Below are 19,682 nucleotides of genomic sequence, written 5' to 3' on the forward strand. Positions count from 1 at the left end.
TAGCGGGCTGAGGGTGACTGTCGGGCACGGGGTGACGGGGGTGTGCGCCATGATGCTCCGGTGACCGGACAGCAGGCACCGACCGCCGTACGGCCGGCGTCGACCGCCGGGGACGGCCCCACCGAGCGGCCGGCCGGGGTGGTGCTGGAGGCGGTACTGGAGCGGATCACCTACGCCAACGAGGAGACCGGCTACACCATCGCCCGGTTCGCCACCGAACGCAGCGGCCCCGACCTGCTGACCGTGGTCGGCTCGCTGCTCGGGTTGCAGCCCGGCGAGAGCGTACGGCTGGTCGGGCGCTGGGGCACGCACCCGAAGTACGGGCGGCAGTTCGAGGTGCAGTCGTACACGACGGTGCTGCCGGCGACGGTCCAGGGCATCGAGCGGTACCTCGGCTCGGGGCTGATCAAGGGGATCGGGCCGAAGATGGCCGAACGGATCGTCGGGCATTTCGGCGTCGACACCCTGCGGGTGATCGAGGAGGAGGTCGGGCGGCTGGTCGAGGTCCCCGGGCTCGGCCCGAAGCGGACGAAACTCATCGCCGCCGCCTGGGTCGAGCAACAGTCCATCAAGGAGGTGATGGTCTTCCTCCAGGGCGTCGGCGTCTCCACCTCGCTGGCCGTACGCATCTACAAGAAGTACGGCGACGGCTCCATCTCGGTCGTCCGCAACGAGCCGTACCGGTTGGCCGCCGACGTCTGGGGGATCGGCTTCAAGACCGCCGACACCATCGCCCAAGCGGTCGGCATCCCGCACGACAGCCCGCAGCGGGTCCGGGCCGGCATCCAGTACACCCTCTCCGAGGCCGCCGACGCCGGGCACTGCTACCTGCCCGAGCCGAACCTGGTCGCGGACGCCGCCGAGATCCTCGGGGTCCCCGTCGAACTGGTCCGGGACTGCCTGGCCGACCTCGCCGCCGACGAGGGCGTGGTCCGGGAGGCGGTGCCGAACCCGAGCGCCGAGGGCGGCACCATTCCGGCGGTCTACCTGGTGCCGTTCCACCGGGCCGAGTCGGCGCTCGCGGCGAGCCTGCTCCGGCTGCTGCATCACCGTGACGACCGGATGCCGGCCTTCGCGACCGTGGACTGGGCGAAGGCGCTGGCCTGGCTGCGTACCCGGACGGGTGCCGAACTGGCCCCCGAGCAGGAGGCCGCGGTCCGGCTCGCCCTGACCTCGAAGGTCGCGGTGCTGACCGGCGGACCCGGCTGCGGCAAGTCGTTCACCGTCTCCTCGGTGATCACACTCGCCGCCGCCAAGGGGGCGAAGATCGTGCTGGCCGCGCCGACCGGCCGGGCCGCGAAGCGGATGACCGAACTTACCGGGCATCCGGCCGCGACCGTGCACCGGCTGCTGCAACTGCGCCCCGGCGGCGACCCGACGCACGACCGGGACAACCCGATCGACGCCGACCTGGTGGTGGTGGACGAGGCGTCGATGCTCGACCTGCTCCTGGCGAACAAGCTGGTCAGGGCGGTCGCACCCGGCGCGCACCTGCTGCTGGTCGGCGACGTCGACCAACTCCCCTCGGTCGGGGCCGGCGAGGTGCTCCGGGACGTGCTCGGCGCCGGGTCGATCCCCCGGGTCCGGCTGACGAAAATCTTCCGGCAGGCGCAGCAGTCCGGGGTGGTGGTGAACGCGCACCGGATCAACGCCGGCCAGTCCCCGCTGCTCGGCGAATATCCCGACTTCTTCCTCTTTCCGGTGGACGAGCCGGAGGCCACCGCCGACCTGGTGGTGGACATCGTCGCCCGCCGGGTGCCCCGCAAGTTCGGCCTGAAGCCCCGGGACATCCAGGTGCTCACCCCGATGCACCGGGGCCCGGCCGGCGCCGGCAGCCTGAACACCGCGCTGCAACAGGCGATCTCGCCCTATCGGGAGGGGCAGCCGGAGCGTCGGCACGGCGCCCGGGTCTTCCGGGTCGGCGACAAGGTCATCCAGATCAGGAACAACTACGACAAGGGCGCCGCCGGGGTCTTCAACGGCACCGTCGGGGTGGTCACCGAACTGTCGGTCGAGGACCGGAAACTCACCGTCCGCACCGACGAGGCCGAGGAGATCGGGTACGACTTCGACGAACTCGACGAGCTGCAACACGCGTACGCCATCACGGTGCACCGGTCCCAGGGCAGCGAGTACCCGGCGGTGGTGATCCCGGTGACGATGAGTTCCTACACGTTGTTGCAGCGGAACCTGCTCTACACGGCGGTGACCCGGGCCCGGAAGCTGGTGGTACTGGCCGGCTCGCGCAAGGCGCTGGCGATCGCGGTCCGTACCGCCGGCACCGGCCGCCGGCACACCGCACTCACCCACCGGCTCGGCGGGCTCGACCTTGCTGTGACGTGAATCACGGGTCCGTTCTCGACCGATAACGCGGCGATGTCTCGTTAGGACTCTTGCCGTCCGGCGTACGCCCGCCGCGCCGGCCCGAGTGTCCCCCTGTCACCGGACGGAACAACATGTCGCACACACCGGTCAGAGTCGAGATCTTCCCGACCGACGGCACCGATCCCCGCCAGATCGGCCCGAGTCGGCGGCTCACCACCCTGCTACAGGAACGCGCCGACGACATCGGCACCGCCGTCCGGGACATCTCCCGGATGCTGCGCGAGTCGGTGCAGACCGAACCCGACGACACCGGATTCCGGGTCTCGACCGTGACCTCGACCTTCGGGCTGAGCCTCGCCACCAGCGGCGGCGTCGTCGTCACCCGGGCGTCGGCCGAGGTCTCGTTCGAGGTCACCCTCACCATCGAACGTGCCTGAGCCGTCGTGCCGTCCCGGAACTCCTACCTGGTCAGGATCCGTCCGCGCGACAAGCCCGACGCGACACCCGGGTACACCGTCGGGTTCCTGGTCAGCAGCCACTGGGTGATCACCGCAGGGCACTGCCTCGCCCGGCTCGCCCAGGACGAACCGGTGACGATGACCGTGGCCGGCAGCGGAACGGTCGACGGGCGGGTGGTGCGGATCGCCCGACGCGACGACCTCGGCCTGATCTGCGTCACCGGCACGCTGCCCCGGGCCGTCGTCCGGCCGGTGCTGGCCAGGGCGGCCGACAACGACGGCTGGGTGGCACCGGCCCGGCCGGAGGCCAGCCCGCACCGGCTGACGGGGTCGGTGCTCAACGCCGACCTGCGACACCGGTGCACCGGCGGCGGCGAGATCGCGGCGCTCGAACTCAAGGTCGAGCAGGAACTCGGCGACTACCGGGGCTACAGCGGCGGTCCGGTCGAGCGGGTACGACGCCCCTCCGACGAGCCCGGCCCACCGGCCGTACTCGGCATGCTCGTCGAGCAGGCACCGAAGTGGAACCACTCCGGCGACGCCACCAACGTACTGATCGCGGTGCAGGCCGAGTACGCCCTCGCCGAACTCGACGTCCTCGCCGACGCCCGCCGGATCGCCCAGGAGAACACCCGGGCACTGCAACGGGCGTACGACGCCGAACCGGTCGGGCTGACCGAGGAACTCCGGGAACTCAACGTGATGGGTGACCAGCTCGACCGCATGATCAGTCGGGGCCTGCTGGGGCGCCGCAAGGCCCGCCGTTTTCTGCACAAGGTGCTGGACCGGACCCTCCGGTACTGGATCGCCAGGAGCAGCCGTGACCAGATCCGCACCTGACGACCTCGTACTCGACGAGCTGCTGCCCCGGGCCATCGCGGAGGCCGAGGCGGCGTTGCGGCGGCCGGGCCGGTGCCGGGCCGGGTTCGACCCGCTGCGGCCGGCGCTGAGTTCGCTGGCCGCCTTCGACACGAAGCGGAACCCGGGCGCCGTGCACCGGCTCGCGATGCTGCTCACCCGGCTCGGCCTGCACGCCGAGGCCGGACGGCTGCTCGACTGGGCGGCCTGGCGGACCACCCGGGGCAGCGACGCCTGGCTGGCCACCGAGAACGTCCGGGCGATCCTCGCCGCGGCCCGGGGCGACCGGGACCGGGCGGCGATCCTGCTCGACCTGGCCCTGCGCACCACCGACCGGCTCTCGGTGACCAGCGCGAAACTCCACGCCAACCTCGCCGTCCTCTGCCTGGAGACCGGCGAGTCCGGTCGGGCCGCCCGGCACGCGACCGCCGCGCTGACCGCCGCGATCGCCACCGACCGCCCGGCGGAGTGGCCGGCCGACCTGCTGGCCAGCGCGGAAACCAGCGCCATGCAGGCGATCGAACGGTCCGCCACCGATCCGCCGGGTACCGCGCAGGAGTTGCGGGACCTCGCCGAGACCCAGTTCGCGCTGGCGATGCGGCGCCGACGGCTCGACCTCGTGGAGTCGGCGATCGAGGTGATGGAGCTGGCCGGTCAGCACCTGACCGCCCGGCTGCCGGCCGGCCACCCGGAGGCGGTACGGCTGGGCGAGGAACTCGCCACCGCCGAGGAGCGGTACGCCGACCTGCGCGCGGCGAACCCCGCCACCCCGGCCGACGCGACCGCACCGACCGCCGCCGGCCACCCGACCGCCGCCGGCCCGCCGGACGCGGTCGTCCCGGACGCGCCACCCGGCACCCCGCCGGATCGGGGCAGGCTGGGCGTGCCGGAGGCGTACCACTGGGTGGTGGAGCGCTATCTGGACAGCGTCTTCCGGTTCGTCTACTACCGGGTCGGTGACCGGCGACTCGCCGCCGAACTGACCTCGACCGCCGTACGCCGCGTGCTGCACCGGATCGACACGTTCGCTGGCCCCGACCGTGAGCTGGGCGCCTGGCTGATCGACACCGCCCGGGAGGTACTGGCCGACCACCGTCCGGGTGACCGGTCACCGGTCGACGACCCGGACCACCCGCTCCGGGACGGCGCCGCCGAGCTGGTGAACGGCCCGCTGCTGGCCGCACTCCGGCACCTCGACCCGGAACAGCGGGACTGCCTCGTCCTCCGCTTCCTCCAAGCGTTCTCGCTGGCGGAGACCGCCCGGGCGATGGGGCAGGCCGAGAGCCGGATCCGGGCGGTACAGCACCGGGGGGTCCGGGCACTGACCCGGCTGCTGCCGCCCGGGCCGCCGCCGCCCTGGTCGGACCTGACGCGGCGCCGGGTGCACCAGGGCCGGTACCTGCTGCGCAGGCTGCTCCGCCCCAGCCCACCCGACCTCTTCCGGGGCGACGGCGAGGACAGCGCCCCCGCCGCCGGCCCGGGCGTCGTGCACAGTGCCGACCGGCTGATCGTGCTCGGGCTCCAGCTCCGGGCCATCCCGACCTCGCCCGCCAGCTGCCCTGCCCCCACGAGCCCCTGCCGGCAGCACCCGACCGGCTGTCCGCCGGCACTCCTGCCGCCGGACGCCGACGCCCGGCTCCGGAGCATGCTGCTGGCGATCGTCGGTGGAGCGGCCGTCACGATGGCCGGTGCCGACGACAGCGGCGCCGCACCGGGTACGTCCGGCGGTGCCGCCCGGAGCGGATCCCGGATCGTCGTGCCGGGGCGGGCCGGGTCCGGGCGGGGCGCTGAGGAGGGCGGACTCCGCCCGAGGCGGAGAAAGACATCGACAGACGTTTCCGTATCTGGCGCCGGGTGCGTACGGTGGCGCCATGAGGCAGCCCGGTGACCGTGCCCCCGCACCCGGACCGCTAGCGCTGGTGCAGGACCTGTTGAACACCGTCGACATCGAGGCGGGCCGGGACCGGCTGCGCACGATCGCCGAACTCACCGCCTTCGCCGCCGCGCACGGCGCGACCGGACTCAGCTTCACCGACTCCGACGTGACGGAGACCCGACGGTTCCGGGAGGCGTTACGGGACGCCTGCCGGGGGCACACCGGCAACGAGGTGCCGAGCGCCTCCGCCGCCGCGCTGCGCTACACCCTCGCCACGTCCCCGCTGCTGCTCACCATCGACGCCACCGGGGCGGCCCGGGCGGTGCCGGCGACCGGGCTCGGCGGGTCGGCGGCGTTGATCGCCGAGGTGGCGGCGGCGATCCTGAACGCCGCCACCGCCGGCACCTGGCCCCGGCTGAAGGCATGTGCGGCACACCGGTGCCAGTGGGTCTACTACGACCACAGCCCGGCCGGACGCGGTCGGTGGTGCACGATGAGCGTCTGCGGCAGCCGGGCGAAGATGCGCGTCTACCGGGCCGCCCGTTCGGTGGGCCCGTCGGCCGGCTGACCTCGCCGGCCCGGCCCGCCGCACCCGGTCGGCGTTTCCGGACGGGACGGCCGCGCCGCCCCGTCCGGAGATCCGCGACCGGTCAGGCGGCCGGCTTCTCGTCGCCCGGGGTGACCAGTACGACCCGGCGGCGCCGGGCGAGCAGGAACAGCGCCCCGCCGAGCAGTACGACGCCGGCTCCGACGCCGCCGACCAGGCCGGCCTGGACACCGGTCACCGGAAGGCCGCCACCGCCACCGCCGGTACCGTCACCCGACGGCGCCCCGATGTGCGCCCGGAAGGTGTCGGTGTTGTCGGCCGGGTCGGCGTCGTCGACCTGCTTCGCCGACATCCCCTTGGCGCCCTCCGGCAGTCCGGTGCTCCGGCTCCGGGCCACCGAGGCCGAATCGACCCCGTCCTCGACGGCGAGGGCGCTGCTGAACATCTCGCCGCCCCGGGCGACGACCGGGCCGGGAGCGTCCTCGGCGACCTTCACCGGGAAGACGATTCCGACGGCGGAGATGACGTCGTCGGAGTCGTCGGTGTCCCGGTCGGCGGGGACCAGGGTGATCTGGTCGTAGTCGCAGGTGACCGTCCGGTTGCCGGCCGAGTACTCGCAGCCCGGCTCGACCTCGTCGAAGGTCAGGTACTGCGGCAGGGCGACCCGCACCCTGACGCCCTTGGCGATGGTGTCACCGAAGTTGGCGACCACCCCGAAGGTCAGGGTACGGCCACCCGGCGGCACGGGCCGGTCGGTGAACTCGCCCTCCTCGGTGACCTGGTGGACGTCGTCGGCGTAGACCGCCAGGTCCACCCCGATCGCCGGCACCTCGACCTCGACCTTCGCCGAGTTGTTCGTCTGGTCCGGGTCGGTCTCCGAAACCGCGGTGACCGTGTAGGAGCCCGCCCTGCCGTGCTTGCCGGGCACCTTCGTCAGGGTGAACGGGGTGGGCTGGGCGAGGCTGTGCCCCGGGGCGAGGCCCATGGTGGAGCAGCGGATCTTCTCGCCGGTCAGCTCGCAGCCGAGGTGCAGGCGGTCGCCGAGCGTCACCACGCTGTCGTCGAGCCCACTCAGGTCGTACTCGAACTGCCAGCCCGCGGCGTCGCCCGGGCCCTTGTTCAACGCCACCGCCCGGTGCGCGGCCAGCGGTTCGCCGACCGCGACGGAGTCGGACGAGACGGTCAGCTCCAGGTCGGCACCGGCGTCCGCGTGGGCGGCGCCGCCGATGGCGATCATCGCGCCGCTGGTGAACAACGCCAGGCCGCCCGCGCCGGCCCGGGCCAGCAGGCGCCGGGTACGCAGCTTCATGGTTCCCCCGAATTGCAGAGTCGATCGGATGACCGACGTACGGTACCGGTCACCAGGGGGAACGGGCCGTCCCGGTGATCTTCTGCTCACCCGGGGCACCCGGAGCGGCGCCGGATTGCGGCGCATTTGCGGCGGCGTGCCGGGCGGCCCGTCGAGTGATCGGCCAGAAACCTCGACCGGCCAGCCGGCCGACCGCTCCACCGTCCGGAGGAGACGCTCCGGACGGCGGCTGCCCTCGTCGGCCGGAGACCGGCCCGCGCCGCCCGGCCGCACGGCTCGGCGGCGCTGCTGTCCCGCCGCACGGCTCGGCGTCGCCGTCGTCCAGGCGCACGGCTCGGCGGCGCTGCCGTCCCGCCGCACGGGTCGGCGGCGGTGCCGGGTGGCCGGGTGGGGCGGCGGGGTCGCGCGGGTCAGCTCAGTGCCAGGGTGCCCAGCGTGCCGAGGACGAGGAACGGGCCGAACGGCAGGTGGCCGCCCCAGCCGATCCGGCGGGTGGCCAGCAGGGCCAGCCCGCACAGCGCCGAGGAGCCGAAGGTCAGCAGCGTGCCGAGCAGCACCGCCGGCCAGCCGAGCCAGCCGAGTACGGCGACCGCGCTCAGCGCCAGCTTGGCGTCGCCGAGCCCGAAGCCCCGGCGGCCGAGCAGCAGGGTGGTGCCGGCGAGGAAGAGGGCCGCGCCGAGTCCGGCCAGTACGGCCCGGCACCAGGCCGTGGGGTCGCCGGCCAGCAGGGCGGCCAGGCCGAGCAGGGCCAGGGTGCCGACGGCGGCGGCATAGCTGAGCCGGTCCGGCAGCCGGTGTACGGCCAGGTCGACGAAGAGCAGCGGCACGGCACACGCGGCCCACCAGCCGAACGCGATCGACTCGACCGGCGACCGTCCGGCCACGACCACCGCCGCCACGGCGAGAAGCAGGGCGAACTCGACGGCCAGCGGCGGGGCGCCGATCCGGCCGCCGCAGCCGGGGCAGCGGGCCGACGGGGCGAGCGCGCGCAGTGACCCGGCGGGGCCGATCGGGACGCCACAGTGGTCACAACCTGAGCGGCGCGGGTGGCCGTACGGGACCGACTCGGCGGCGACGAGCCAGCGCAGTACCGGGGCGACGGTGAGCAGCGCGAGCCACCGGACCGGCCGGCGCGCCGCCGCTCCGGCCGGCTGCACCGGGGTACGCGGTGTCGCGGTGTTCCGCATCTCGACCTCCCGTTCGGCGGCGGCCCGGTACGCCCGGATCCGGGGCAACCCAGAACACGCAGAGTAACTTCATGATCGCTGTTTCCGGATCTCCGCCGGCCCGCCGAGCCGACGCCCACCGACCGGACGGCGACGGGGCGGCGCCGCGACGAGAACCACCGAACCCCGGCCGACTGTGCGGCAAGCACCGGTACGGAAGCTGTCAGATCATCGTCATCCATGGCATTTCGCTCCCCGGAGCCGGCACAATCGGAGCGGAAGGGGCGGCGGTTCTGCACCGTCCAACAGCTATTGATCAAATAAGCGCCATCGACCGACATCATATGACCGCGATGTCGATCGACAACAGAGATCGTAACCGTACGTATTCTCTCAAATAGCCCCTGTTGTATCGTCGGCGGTCAGCCTATGCTCGCCCTCTGGACGGCGCACAACCGTCGGCCAACAGGCGACAAAAAGATCGACTGGCAATACCACACCGAGAATCTAGATCGACTCACCCGAATGTGGATGCAGCGGCGCCGGGCCCGGTCCAGGGCCTCCGGGGCGGAGCGGCCGTGCCCACGTCCCGACCGACGCCACCGGCGGGAGCGACCGGTCAACCCTGCTCAGGTGGGCGGTCAGCGGCGGAGCAGGAGGAGGCACCGTTGCGAACCCGGCAACCGGCGTACCTCTGGAGCACCCTGCTCACGGTGGCGCTGCTCGTCGGCGGCACCGGCTGCGGCAACCGGCCGGGCGGCGCGGCCCCACCCGGCGGCGACGCCGAGCCGGCCGCCAGTGCCGACGCCCGGGCCGCCGAGGCGGAGAAATCCGCCCTGGCCGCCTATGCGGGTTATCTGGCCGCCGTGCGGAAAGCGGAACGGTCCGGCGATCCACTTGATCCGCAACTGCGGAAATATCTCGCCGATCCACTACTGACCCGGGTCAGGCTCACCATTCGCGACGCGAAGGAGCACGGCGCGATGCGTACCGGAAAGCTCGTCTCCAATCCGTCGGTCACCGCGGTCGACCTCGACTCCGACCCGGCCACCGTCTCGATCCAGGACTGCATCGACGCCACCGGCTACCGGCTGGTCTACAAGAAGGACCGGAAGGTGGTACCCGGTTCGGCCAGCGGCCGACATCTCGCCACCGCGACCGCCACCCGCTATCCCGACGGCCGCTGGCTGATCAACGTCGGCGCGGCGCACCAGGACCAGCCGTGCTGACCCGGCGCGGGCCGGCGAGGGGCCTCTTCGGCGTGCCGGCCCGGCGGTCGCTGGCGACCGGTGCCGTGGCCCTGCTCGCCCTGGCCGCCGCGCTGGCGGTGCCCGCCGGTCCGGCCGGGGCCGACCCGGTCGCGGAGTGCCCGCCCGGGCAGGACAACTGCGACGTCTGGCAGAACCTGCCGGGTGAGCCGGGCGACGGCGGCGGCGACGGTTCGGGCTCCGGTGACGGCGGCGGCTCCGGCGGCGGCGACCGGGTCTGCGAGAAGGACGACGGTACCGAGGTGCCCTGCTACGACGACGTGCTCGGCTGGTTCAACAGCGTCGACGACTGCTACTACAAGCGGGCCGAGCCGCAGCCGCCGAACGTCGAGGCAGGAAAGACCGCCTACCTGAGGACGTGCAGCGCGGCGGGCAGTTCCCAGGTGGTGGAGTTGACCGACCCGCCGACCGGGTTCGCGCCACCGGACCCCGAGCAGATGGCGCTGAACCTCTTCGCCAGCCTGACCCTGGAGCCGCCGGAGATCCGGACCGCGCCGAGCGACGCGCCCGGCCTGGTCGGTGTGCCGGTCTGGCTGCACGACGCGTCGAGCTGGGAGGACGAGCGGCAGACCGCGACCGAGGGCGGCGTGACGGTCTGGATCGAGGCGATCCCGACGAAGATCGTCTGGCGGATGGGCAACGGCGAGACGGTGGAGTGCGGCTCGGCCGGCATCCCGTTCAAGGCCGGCACCCACGACCCGCGCCAGCCACCCCCGGCGGCCTGCGCGTACCCCGGCTATCCGCGATCGAGCGGCACCGAGCCGGGCGGGCGGTACGAGATCACCGCCGTCAAGCACTGGCGAGTGCCGTGGGGCAGCAGCACCGGTGAGGGTGACGAGGACGCGCTCACCGCCGAACGCTCCGACACGACCTCGATCCGGATCGACGAACTCCAGGTGGTGACGAGGTGACCGTGGCGACCAGTCCGACCACAGGGGTCCCGATCGACGCGCCGATCACCCCGCCCCGGATCGTCCGGCAGCGCCGGATGCGACCCGGGCTGCTCGGCCTCGCCGTACTGCTGATCGCGCTCGGCGGGCTCGGCTCCGCGTTCGCGATCACCTCCGTACGGGCCACCGGCAGCTATCTCGCGGTCGCCCGGGCCGTACCGGTCGGCACCGCGCTCAGCGCCGACGACCTGGTGACGGTGCAGGTGGCCGGCGGTCAGGGCCTCGAACCGGTGGCCGCCGACCGGATCGCCGAGGTGGTCGGCAAGCGGGCCACCGTGACGCTGACCCCGGGCACCCTGCTGACGATGGCGCAGCTCACCGACAAGCCGCTGCTCGGCCCCGGCCAGCAGCAGGTCTCGGTCGGGCTGCGCCCCAGCGAGGTACCGGCGAAGCGGCTCCGCCCCGGCGACAAGGTGCTGCTGTTCAGTACCGCCGGTGACGACGCGCGGGCCGCCGCCGCACCGGCGACCCGGTTCCAGGCCACCGTCATCGACATGGCGACCCCGGCCAGCAACTCGGTGGTCCTCTACCTCGCGCTCGCGGCCAAGGACGTACCGGCGGTGGTGGCACTGGCCACCAGCGACCGGATCGCCGTCGTGCTGAACGCGGCAGCCTGACCGTGGCCATCGTCGCCCTCGTCTCGGCAAAGGGATCGCCCGGGGTCACCACGACCGCCCTCGCCTGCACGCTCACCTGGCACCACCGGGTGGTGCTCGCCGAGTGCGACCCGTCCGGCGGATCGGTGCTGGCCGGCTATCTCGGCGGGGCGCTGCCCGGGCCCCGGGGCATCGGCGAGCTGGCCGTCGGCGAGTTGCGGGACGGCAACCTCGAAGAGGCGTTCTGGTCGCAGCTCGTCGACCTCGACGCGCCCCGACGGGAACGGCTGCTGCTGCCCGGGGTGGTCGACCCGGCACAGGCCGGCAGCGTCGTACCGCTCTGGCAGCGGTTCGCCGACTTCTTCACCGGGCTGGCCCAGGGCCGCCCGGCGTACGACGTGCTGGTCGACTGTGGACGGCTCCAGGTGGTCGGGCCACCGTGGCCGCTGCTCCGGGCCGCCGACCTCGTACTGGTCGTCACCGCCGCCCGGCTGCCGCACCTGTCCAGCACCCAGGCGACGATCCGGGCCATCGAGCGGGACTTCGCCGAACACCGGGTACCGGCCGACACGCTGCGACTGCTGCTGATCGGTGGCGAGCACGGCCGCAGCGAGGTGGGCAAGGCGCTCCGGATCCCGGTCATCGGGCAGTTGCCGGACGACCCGCGTACCGCCGAGGTGCTCAGCCACGGCGGGACGGTACGGGCCAACCGGCCGCTGATGCGCGCGGCCAGCGCCCTGGAGGTGCCGGTCCGGGCGGTGCTCGACCGGCGCCGGGCCCGGCTCGGCTGGCCGGCCGCGATCGAGGGGGTGCCCGGTGCGATTTGAGCCGGTCTACTCCGACCCGCGTCCCCGGGACCCGGACGCCGCGGCGACCGCCCCGGTCTGGCAGGTCGTCCCGCACAACGGGCACCGGCCCGTACCGCTGCCGAGCGGCGGCGGCCCGACGCCGCCGTACGCGGCGGTGCCGCAGCCGGTGACACCACCCACCCCGCCCAAGCCCCGGGTCGACTTCGCGGTGGTCCGGGAACTCCGGCGCGAGTTGAGCGAGCGGTTGACCCTGTGGCAGCGCGGCCGGGAGTTCAGCACCGCCGAGGAGGACGTCGAACGGGCCCGGCTCGCCGTGGCGGTGGTCGCCGAGTACGCCGACTCCACCCGCCGGGCCGGTACCCCGATGTCGGCGGCCGAGGAGCGGATGCTGCTCGACCAGGTCAACGCGGAACTCGTCGGGCTGGGCCGGTTGCAGACCCTGCTGGTCGACAACTCGATCGAGGAGGTGCACATCCTCGGCTGCGACTCGGTGCGGATCACCCGGCGCGGCGGTGGCGTCGACTGGGCCGAGCCGATCGCCGACAGCGACGAGGAGATGGTGGAGATCCTCCAGGCGGCGGCACGCCGGGCCGGCGCCACCGAGCGGTCCCTCTCCACCTCGAAGCCGACCCTGGACCTGCAACTGCCGGACGGCAGCCGGCTGGCGGCGGTCTTCCTGGTCAGCCACCGCCCGTACGCGGTGATCCGCAAGCACAACACCATCGAGGTGACCCTCGACGACATCTCCGGCGGCCGGGCCGACCTGGACGAGATGCTCGACGTGCTGGTCCGGGACTTCCTCCGGGCGGCGATGCGGGCCGGGCTGAACATCATGGTCGCCGGGCTGGCCGGGGCGGGCAAGACCACGGTGATCCGGGCCATGATGGACGAGATCCCGGCCGACGAGCCGTACGTGCTGCTGGAGGAGAGCCGCGAGCTGCTGCCCGCCCGGCGGGGCCGCAAGCACCGGGCGGTGATGAGCTTCGAGTCCCGGGAGGGGCACGGCGACCGGGGGCCGGACGGGCGGCCGGCGGGTGAGGTGACCATCGCCGACCTGATCCCGGTGGCGCTGCGGATGGGCGTACTCCGGATCATCGTCGGCGAGGTCCGGTCCCGGGAGATCGTGCCGATGCTCCAGGCGATGACCACCAGCCGGGGTTCGATGTGCACCATCCACGCCCGTACCCCGGCCGGGGTCAGCGAGCGGATCATCGAGCTGGCGCTGTCGCACGGCCGGGAGATGACCGTCGAGCAGGCCAGGCGGATGGCCGGCAACGCGCTCGACCTGATCGTCTACGTGACCATCGAGGACGAGACCGCGATCGGCGGTCGCAAGCACCGCTTCGTCTCGCACGTCGAGGAGGTGGTCGGGGTCGGCGAGGGCAACCGGATCACCACGACCACCGTCTTCGGGCCGGGGCCGGACGGCCGGGCGGTCCCCCGCCACCTGCCGGAACGGGTCCGCGACCAGTTGCTCCGGGTCGGGTACGACGCCCGGCTGCTGACCCGCTACATCGAGGCGGGTACCGGCGCGTGGCGGCGGCCCCGGCACAGTCGACTCGGGCGGCCGGCATGAGGCGTCGGGTCCGCCCCGGCGAGGGTGCTCGGGGCGCGGGGGTGGCATCGTGACGCTGCCGTCGCAGATCGAGCTGATCGCCGTACTCTCCGGAATCGCCTGCGCGACCGGGCTGGTGCTGGTGGTGGCCGCGCTGGTCGGGACGAAACGGCCGGCGACGCCGCGCCGCGACTCGGTGCTGCGTCGGCTCTGGCTCGGCCCGGGGACGAGTGCCCGGGAGCGGCGGGCGCACCAGACGCTGCTGGTCGGGGCGGTCGTGGCCGGGGCGGTGGCGTTCCTGCTCACCGGGCTGCCGGTGGTCGGGCTGCTGGTCGCCGTCGCGGTGCCGGGCGTGCCGTGGCTGCTCGGCACCGGCCGGGCCGAACGGCGGGCGATCAACCGGATCGAGGCGATCGGCGAGTGGACCCGCCGGCTGAAGGACGTCTCCGGCACCGGCCAGGGCCTCCAGCAGGCGATCATCGGTACGGTCGCGACCGCACCGGACCAGGTCGACGAGGAGGTACGCCTGCTCGCCGCCAGGCTGGCGGCCGGCTGGCAGGGGCGGGCCGCACTGCTGGCCTTCGCCGAGGAGATCGGTGACCCGGTCTGCGACCAGGTGGTCGCCGCGCTGATCCTGCACCTGACCGACCGGGGTGAGCGGTTGGGTGACGTGCTCGGGGCGATCGCCTCGGCGGCGGCGGCCGAGGTGGTGACCCGGCGTGAGGTGGAGGCGAAGCGGGCGCAACCCCGGTTCGCGGTGCGCTTCCTGACCGGGATGACCCTGCTGGTCCTGGCGTACGGGCTGCTGAACCCGGACTACATGGAGCCGTACGGCACCCCGGACGGGCAGTTGGTGATGGTACTGCTCGGTGCCGCCTTCGTCGCCCTGCTGGCCTGGGTACGGGCGATGAGCCTGCCGCCCCGGCCGGCCCGGTTCCTCGCCCCGCCGGACCGCGAGGCGGCGCTGAAATGATTCTGAACTGGCACCTGACGTTCGGGGTACTCGGCGGCGCCGCCGTCGGGCTGGGACTGTTCCTGCTGGTCCGGGAGGCGTTGCCGGCGACTCCGGCGCTCGGTCCGGCGCTGCGCCGGCTGCACCAGCCGGCCGGGTTGAGTCGTCCGGCCCGGGCGTCCCGCCGCGATCTCGACTGGCTCGCCGGTACGGCCCGCTGGCTGCGTCCGCCGCACCGGCAGCTCGCGCTGATCGGGCAGTCGCCGGAGCAGTACACGCTGTCGTTGCTGCTCTCCGGGCTGATCGGGCTCGCCACTCCGGCGGTGTCGACCGCGATCCTCTTCCTGGCCGGGATCCGGCTGCCGTTCGTGGTGCCGACCGTCGGCGCGCTCGGCTTCGCGCTGCTCTGCGTGCTGATGGCGCACCGGAGCGTACTGGTCAAGGCGGAGCGGGCCCGGCGCGAGTTCCGGCAGGCCGTCTGCGCCTATCTGGACCTGGTCGCCCTGCAACTGTCGGCCGCGCACGGTCCGGTGCAGGCGCTGGAGCGGGCGGCCGAGGTCTGCGACGGCTGGGTCTTCGAGCGGATCCGGGAGGCGCTGCGGCTGGCCCAGTTGCAGATGCACTCGCCCTGGGACGAGCTGCGCGACCTGGCCGAGAAGATCGGCATCCCGGAACTCGGCGACGTGGGGGCGATCATGCAGTCCTCCGGCACCGAGGGCGCACAGGTGCACGACTCGCTGCGGGGCCGGGCCGACTCGCTGCGCGACCAGATCCGGACCGACAACCTGGCCCGGGCCGAGGCGGTGACCAGCCGGCTGGACGTGCCGGGCGCGCTGCTGGTCTTCGTACTCGTCGGCTTCGTGCTCTATCCGTTCGTGGCCCGGATCTGACCCCGACCCACCGTTGCCCTGAAGGGAGACCGCAATGTCGATCATCAACTACCTGCACATTGCGTTCGTCGTGCGGATCGCCGAGCTGCGCCGTACCGGTGAGGGGGATCGGGGTGACAGCCCGGTCCCGACCGCAGTGATCATCTTTGGTCTGGTGGCCGCCGCCCTGGCGGTCACCGTCGCCGTGTCCCGCAGCGTCACCGACTGGATGGACGCCATTCCGGAGCCGGGCGGCGGCGCCGACACCGGCGGCGACCCCGGACTGCCGCAGGACTGATCCGTGCCAGGACCGCGCGACCGCATCCGGCACCGGCCTCCGGCGACGACGGCCGGGCGCCGGTCGCGCCGGCGCGGTGGTGGGCGGCTGGTCCGTGTGCGGCGGGACCGGATCGTCGGCGGGCGGCTGGCCGGGGTGGAACGGGACCGGGGTGCCAACCCCGTCGAGTTGGCCGTGCTGATGCCGGCCATCCTGATCCTGCTGCTCGCCTCGATCCAGGCCGCCGCCTGGTTCATCGCCCGGGCCACCGCACTGAACGCCGCCCAGTCGGCGGTCAGCGCGCAACGCGCCTACCAGGCCGAGCCGGGGGTGGGGCAGCAGCGCGCCGAGGACTTCCTGGAGCGGGCCGGCGACTGGCTGGCCGGCTGGGAGGTGACGGTCACCGCCGTGGAGCCGGACGACACCCAGGTGAGCGCCACCGTCACCGGCGAGCCGCTCCGGGTCGTGCCGCTGATCTCGCTGCCGCCGATCAGCGAGACGGCCTTCGGCACCGTGGAACGGTTCACCGACGAGGAGACACCGTGACGACCGTGCGGGACGGCGCGCGGCGGCTGCGGGGGCGCGGCCGGGACCGGGGGTCGGTGTCGGTGGAGACCGCGATCCTCACCCCGGCCTTCCTCGCCCTGGTCGCGCTGGCCGGGGTCGCCGGCCGGACCGCCGTCGCGCACGAGGCGATCGAGGCCGCCGCGCACGACGCCGCCCGGGCCGCCTCGATCTCGCGTACGGCGGGCGACGGGCGGGACGCGGCACGGGCGGCGGTGCGGAGCCGGCTCGACGCGGAGGGGCTCTCCTGCTCGGACGAGCCGGAGTTGGACTTCGCCGGTACGGTCGACGGCCAGCGGACCGGCTTCGACGAGACGTACGTGACCGGCCTCGGCACCGACGCCTCGGTCGTCGTCACGGTCACCTGCGACGTCTCGGTACGGGACCTGCGGATGCCGCTGCTGCCGGGCGTACGGAGGTACAGCACCGTCGAGGCGACGTTCGCGTCCCCACTGGACCGCTACCGTGGCCGGAGCGCCGGGTGAGCGCCCGACGCCCCGCCGCCGGTGACCTCGTCGGGCCGGAGCACCGACTCGGACCGGACTCGGGGCGGGTCAGCCTCTTCCTCGCGGTCGCGCTGATCGGCGTACTCGCGATCATCGGGCTGGCGTACGACGGCGCCGGCCAGCTCCGCACGATGCAGCGCGCCGACAACCTGGCGGCCGAGGCGGCCCGGGCCGGCGGCCAGGCGATCGACCTCGGGCAGTTGCTCCTCGACGGCACCACCCTGTTGGACCAGCCGGCCGCCCGGACGGCGGTCGGCAACTACCTGGCGAGCGTGGACGGCGTCGAGCGCTGGGAGGTCGACTTCGCGGTCGCCGGGGACAACTCCACGCTGACGGTCAACCTCGAACTCGACTACGACACGGTCTTCCTCGACCTGTTCGGTTTCGCCGACAACATCACGGTGCCCGGTACGGCCACCGCGACACTCCTCACCACGACGAACCGCTGAATAGGGGGCATAGTCATGCCTGCATCCCGGGCGGCCCGCCGGGCCGGCCAGTTCTGCACCGGGCTCGGGGCGTTGATCGTCCTGATCGGACTGCTGGTCGGCGCGCCCCTCGCGCTGCTCGCCCTGGCCGGCAATCCGCTGCCGGACCACGTGCCGGGGCTCGACGAGATCGGCACCGCGCTGACCAGCCGGGACGACGGTCAACTCTTCCTCCGGGCACTGGCGGTCGTCGGCTGGGCCGGCTGGGCCACCTTCGCCCTCTCGGTACTCGTCGAGATCCCGGCCCGGATCCTGCGCCGGCCGGCGATCCGGCTGCCCGGACTCGGCCGTCAGCAACGCTGGGCCGCGACCCTGGTCGGCTCGGTGGCGCTGGTCCTGGCGGTCAGCCCGGCCGCCACCGCCGCCAGCACCGTCCTCGGGCCGACGGCAGCGGCAGCAGCCGCCCAACCGGGCCTGGCAGGGCCACCGGAGACGGCCGGGCAGCCGGTCGGCGTCGGGCAGGCGGCGCCCGGGGTGCAGCCGGTCAGCGGAGACGGGCCGGCGTCGGGGCCGGCGCCGCACTGGCTGGCGGCGGAACCGGCCTCCGGGCCCGCGCCGCAGTGGCTGGCCGGGAAGCCGGAGGAGCAGCCGGAGCCGGTCTACCGGGTGGAGAAGGGTGACTACCTGGGCCACATCGCCGGCCGCTACCTCGGCGACTTCGACCGCTATCCGGAACTGGCCCGACTCAACGAGATCCGCGATCCGGACCGGATCCGGCCGGGCCAGCTACTGAACCTGCCGCCGGCCGCCGAGGACCGGGGTGCCCGCCAGCACGCCACCGGGCTGGTCGCGACCCCGCCGCCGCCCGGTGGCTGGCCGCAGACCGTACCCGCCGACCCGGCGCCGAAGACCGGGCAACCGGAGGCCGGGCAGCCGGAGGCTCCGCAGCCACCGCCCGGTACCCGGCCTCCGGCCGAGCCGCCGCCCGCGCAGCCCTCCGGTGGTGACGACGACGGCACCACGTACCGGGTCACCGCCTCCCGGGCCGGTGCGGCGGAGGAACTGAACCGGCCACTCGCGGTCTCCGCGGTGATCGCCGTGGCCAGCATCGTCGGCGCGCAGGTCGGTGCGGTCTTCGGGCTGCGCAACCGCTCGGGCCGCCGGCCTTCCTTCGGCAACGGTCGACATCGGCAACACGACTGAACGGCAGGGACGGCCGGCCGGCCTGGGACAGCCGTCAGGCGACGGACAGGCCCTGTGCGGGTGTCCGGTCGGTCAGGACGCCGACGTGGGCGACAAAGGCTCGCCACGGTTCAGGGCCGACGGTCAGCGCCGGACCGGCCGGATCCTTGCTGTCCCTGACCGCGACGACGCCGGGCAGGTTGGCCGCGACCTCTACGCAGGCACCACCGCTGCTGTTGCTCCGGCTGCTCTTCCGCCACTCCGCGTTGGTCAGGTCCACGTCTCCGCCACCTCCGCTATCAACTCGATCGACTGCTGGTGAGGGAGCGCCTCGCCCCGGATCGAGTCCCAGACATCGAGCATATGGTTCACGTAATCCGCACGGTCGACCATCTGCCCGTGGAAGTGGCCTTCGAAGTACGCGACCGGCTCACCGACCGGCGGGGTGGCGATGATGAACGGCCCGTCGAGCCCGGCGTACGCGCCGACTCTGGACGGTACGACGTGGATCCGCACCTGAGGCAGGCTGGTACCGACCTTGACCAGGTGCAGGAGCTGTTCACGCATCACCGCAGGGCCGCCGATCGGTCGGCGCAGCGCGGACTCGTCAAGAACGACCGTGAACAGCGGCGGCTTGTCCCGGGTCAGGATCTCCTGTCGGTCCAGCCGGGCGGTCACCTGCTGCTCGACCTCCTCGGTGGTGAGCAGGCCGGTGCTGGACAGCACGGTCCGGGCGTACGCCTCGGTCTGGAGAAGGCCCGGCACGTACGCCGGTTCGAACCAGCGCAGCGCTTTGGCCTCCTGCTCGACGCCGGCCCACTCACGGAAGTACTGAACGATGATCTCTCGGCTGATCCGCTTCTGGATCCGTTCGAACCGCCCGTCGGTGTCGAACAGCCTGTCGCAACGACGGGCGAAGTCCAGGCTCGGACGCCGCCCGCAGTTCTCCACCTTGGCCACCATCGCCTGGGAATAGTTGATCGCCTCGGCGAGCGCTTCCTGCGACATACCTGCCGCCGACCTGGCGAGCCGCAGTTCCTCGGCGAAGTGTTCGAGCATGGGCGAGCGCTCCATGGAGTCCTCCGGGCGATACGGGTGACATGCGGCCCACGCCGATGCAGAACGCCGTACCGGGAGTGCAGCGCGCATATCCGCTGATGCAGACGGATGTAAACCCTGCACAGGCT

21 protein-coding genes are annotated in these 19,682 nt (G+C 73.3%); 17 read left to right on the forward strand and 4 right to left on the reverse strand.

Annotated features, from left to right (window positions below):
* Positions 1–138: 138 nt before the first annotated feature.
* The 5 genes from C6361_RS32005 (at position 139) to C6361_RS32025 (ending at position 6,085) form a co-directional block, all read left to right on the forward strand.
* The gene (locus C6361_RS32005) at positions 139–2,343 is read left to right on the forward strand and encodes an ATP-dependent RecD-like DNA helicase (protein WP_234359686.1); all 2,205 of its coding nucleotides are present in this window, start codon (positions 139–141) and stop codon (positions 2,341–2,343) included.
* Positions 2,344–2,456: 113 nt separating this feature from the next.
* Positions 2,457–2,762, forward strand: a complete 306-nt coding sequence (locus tag C6361_RS32010; RefSeq protein WP_107262700.1) for a CU044_2847 family protein — start codon at positions 2,457–2,459, stop codon at positions 2,760–2,762.
* 6 nt (positions 2,763–2,768) lie between these two features.
* A complete protein-coding gene (locus C6361_RS32015; RefSeq protein ID WP_107270023.1) occupies positions 2,769–3,623 on the forward strand; it encodes a hypothetical protein in 855 nt (284 codons plus the stop codon).
* Positions 3,604–5,529: a sigma-70 family RNA polymerase sigma factor gene (locus tag C6361_RS32020; RefSeq protein ID WP_107270024.1), complete on the forward strand. Its 1,926-nt coding sequence runs from the start codon at positions 3,604–3,606 to the stop codon at positions 5,527–5,529. The genes C6361_RS32015 and C6361_RS32020 overlap by 20 nt, the downstream gene beginning before the upstream one ends.
* Positions 5,513–6,085, forward strand: coding sequence for a CGNR zinc finger domain-containing protein (locus C6361_RS32025; RefSeq protein ID WP_107270025.1), 573 nt, complete (start codon positions 5,513–5,515; stop codon positions 6,083–6,085). The genes C6361_RS32020 and C6361_RS32025 overlap by 17 nt, the downstream gene beginning before the upstream one ends.
* 82 nt (positions 6,086–6,167) lie before the next feature.
* On the opposite strand, the gene C6361_RS32030 is transcribed toward C6361_RS32025, so the two are convergent.
* Positions 6,168–7,373 (reverse strand): LPXTG cell wall anchor domain-containing protein, encoded by a 1,206-nt coding sequence (locus C6361_RS32030; protein ID WP_107270026.1) that lies wholly within the window; start codon positions 7,371–7,373, stop codon positions 6,168–6,170.
* Positions 7,374–7,783: 410 nt separating this feature from the next.
* Positions 7,784–8,560: an A24 family peptidase gene (locus C6361_RS32035; protein ID WP_107271310.1), complete on the reverse strand. Its 777-nt coding sequence runs from the start codon at positions 8,558–8,560 to the stop codon at positions 7,784–7,786.
* A gap of 647 nt (positions 8,561–9,207) precedes the next feature.
* Here C6361_RS32035 and C6361_RS32040 point away from each other — a divergent pair.
* The 12 genes from C6361_RS32040 to C6361_RS32095 all read left to right on the forward strand — a co-directional run bounded on the left by C6361_RS32040 (position 9,208) and on the right by C6361_RS32095 (position 18,516).
* Positions 9,208–9,768, forward strand: coding sequence for a hypothetical protein (locus C6361_RS32040; RefSeq protein ID WP_107270027.1), 561 nt, complete (start codon positions 9,208–9,210; stop codon positions 9,766–9,768).
* Entirely contained in the window at positions 9,762–10,718 is a 957-nt protein-coding gene (locus tag C6361_RS32045; protein WP_107270028.1) for a hypothetical protein, read from the forward strand. Before C6361_RS32040 ends, C6361_RS32045 begins: the two co-directional genes overlap by 7 nt.
* On the forward strand, positions 10,715–11,374 hold the full coding sequence (locus C6361_RS32050) for an SAF domain-containing protein (protein WP_107270029.1): 660 nt from the start codon (positions 10,715–10,717) through the stop codon (positions 11,372–11,374). The genes C6361_RS32045 and C6361_RS32050 overlap by 4 nt, the downstream gene beginning before the upstream one ends.
* A 2-nt stretch (positions 11,375–11,376) precedes the next feature.
* On the forward strand, positions 11,377–12,180 hold the full coding sequence (locus C6361_RS32055; RefSeq protein WP_107270030.1) for a hypothetical protein: 804 nt from the start codon (positions 11,377–11,379) through the stop codon (positions 12,178–12,180).
* A gap of 97 nt (positions 12,181–12,277) precedes the next feature.
* Positions 12,278–13,738 (forward strand): CpaF family protein, encoded by a 1,461-nt coding sequence (locus C6361_RS32060; RefSeq protein WP_369931463.1) that lies wholly within the window; start codon positions 12,278–12,280, stop codon positions 13,736–13,738.
* 55 nt (positions 13,739–13,793) lie between these two features.
* Positions 13,794–14,690, forward strand: coding sequence for a type II secretion system F family protein (locus tag C6361_RS32065; RefSeq protein ID WP_107271311.1), 897 nt, complete (start codon positions 13,794–13,796; stop codon positions 14,688–14,690).
* On the forward strand, positions 14,690–15,559 hold the full coding sequence (locus C6361_RS32070; RefSeq protein ID WP_107264431.1) for a type II secretion system F family protein: 870 nt from the start codon (positions 14,690–14,692) through the stop codon (positions 15,557–15,559). Before C6361_RS32065 ends, C6361_RS32070 begins: the two co-directional genes overlap by 1 nt.
* A 34-nt stretch (positions 15,560–15,593) precedes the next feature.
* The gene (locus tag C6361_RS32075; RefSeq protein WP_107262690.1) at positions 15,594–15,836 is read left to right on the forward strand and encodes a hypothetical protein; all 243 of its coding nucleotides are present in this window, start codon (positions 15,594–15,596) and stop codon (positions 15,834–15,836) included.
* A gap of 87 nt (positions 15,837–15,923) precedes the next feature.
* A complete protein-coding gene (locus C6361_RS32080) occupies positions 15,924–16,361 on the forward strand; it encodes a TadE/TadG family type IV pilus assembly protein (protein WP_234359687.1) in 438 nt (145 codons plus the stop codon).
* Positions 16,358–16,864 (forward strand): TadE/TadG family type IV pilus assembly protein, encoded by a 507-nt coding sequence (locus C6361_RS32085; RefSeq protein WP_234359148.1) that lies wholly within the window; start codon positions 16,358–16,360, stop codon positions 16,862–16,864. Before C6361_RS32080 ends, C6361_RS32085 begins: the two co-directional genes overlap by 4 nt.
* Complete coding sequence (locus C6361_RS32090) at positions 16,861–17,334, forward strand: pilus assembly protein TadG-related protein (protein ID WP_107270033.1); 474 nt, start codon at positions 16,861–16,863, stop codon at positions 17,332–17,334. Before C6361_RS32085 ends, C6361_RS32090 begins: the two co-directional genes overlap by 4 nt.
* 15 nt (positions 17,335–17,349) lie before the next feature.
* The gene (locus tag C6361_RS32095; RefSeq protein ID WP_107270034.1) at positions 17,350–18,516 is read left to right on the forward strand and encodes a LysM peptidoglycan-binding domain-containing protein; all 1,167 of its coding nucleotides are present in this window, start codon (positions 17,350–17,352) and stop codon (positions 18,514–18,516) included.
* A gap of 34 nt (positions 18,517–18,550) precedes the next feature.
* On the opposite strand, the gene C6361_RS32100 is transcribed toward C6361_RS32095, so the two are convergent.
* Both C6361_RS32100 and C6361_RS32105 read right to left on the reverse strand, forming a co-directional pair.
* Complete coding sequence (locus tag C6361_RS32100; protein WP_107262686.1) at positions 18,551–18,775, reverse strand: DUF397 domain-containing protein; 225 nt, start codon at positions 18,773–18,775, stop codon at positions 18,551–18,553.
* A complete protein-coding gene (locus tag C6361_RS32105) occupies positions 18,766–19,569 on the reverse strand; it encodes a helix-turn-helix transcriptional regulator (RefSeq protein WP_107264428.1) in 804 nt (267 codons plus the stop codon). The genes C6361_RS32100 and C6361_RS32105 overlap by 10 nt, the downstream gene beginning before the upstream one ends.
* Positions 19,570–19,682: the final 113 nt, after the last annotated feature.

Source organism: Plantactinospora sp. BC1 (genome assembly GCF_003030345.1).
GTDB lineage: Bacteria > Actinomycetota > Actinomycetes > Mycobacteriales > Micromonosporaceae > Plantactinospora.

Bases quoted from the DNA above. Each gene is read 5' to 3' on its own strand.
- C6361_RS32010 (WP_107262700.1), top strand. From the start codon at position 2,457: ATGTCGCACACACCGGTCAGAGTCGAGATCTTCCCGACCGACGGCACC.
- C6361_RS32025 (WP_107270025.1), top strand. From the start codon at position 5,513: ATGAGGCAGCCCGGTGACCGTGCCCCCGCACCCGGACCGCTAGCGCTG.
- C6361_RS32030 (WP_107270026.1), bottom strand. From the start codon at position 7,373: ATGAAGCTGCGTACCCGGCGCCTGCTGGCCCGGGCCGGCGCGGGCGGC.
- C6361_RS32035 (WP_107271310.1), bottom strand. From the start codon at position 8,560: ATGCGGAACACCGCGACACCGCGTACCCCGGTGCAGCCGGCCGGAGCG.
- C6361_RS32075 (WP_107262690.1), top strand. From the start codon at position 15,594: ATGTCGATCATCAACTACCTGCACATTGCGTTCGTCGTGCGGATCGCC.
- C6361_RS32095 (WP_107270034.1), top strand. From the start codon at position 17,350: ATGCCTGCATCCCGGGCGGCCCGCCGGGCCGGCCAGTTCTGCACCGGG.
- C6361_RS32105 (WP_107264428.1), bottom strand. From the start codon at position 19,569: ATGGAGCGCTCGCCCATGCTCGAACACTTCGCCGAGGAACTGCGGCTC.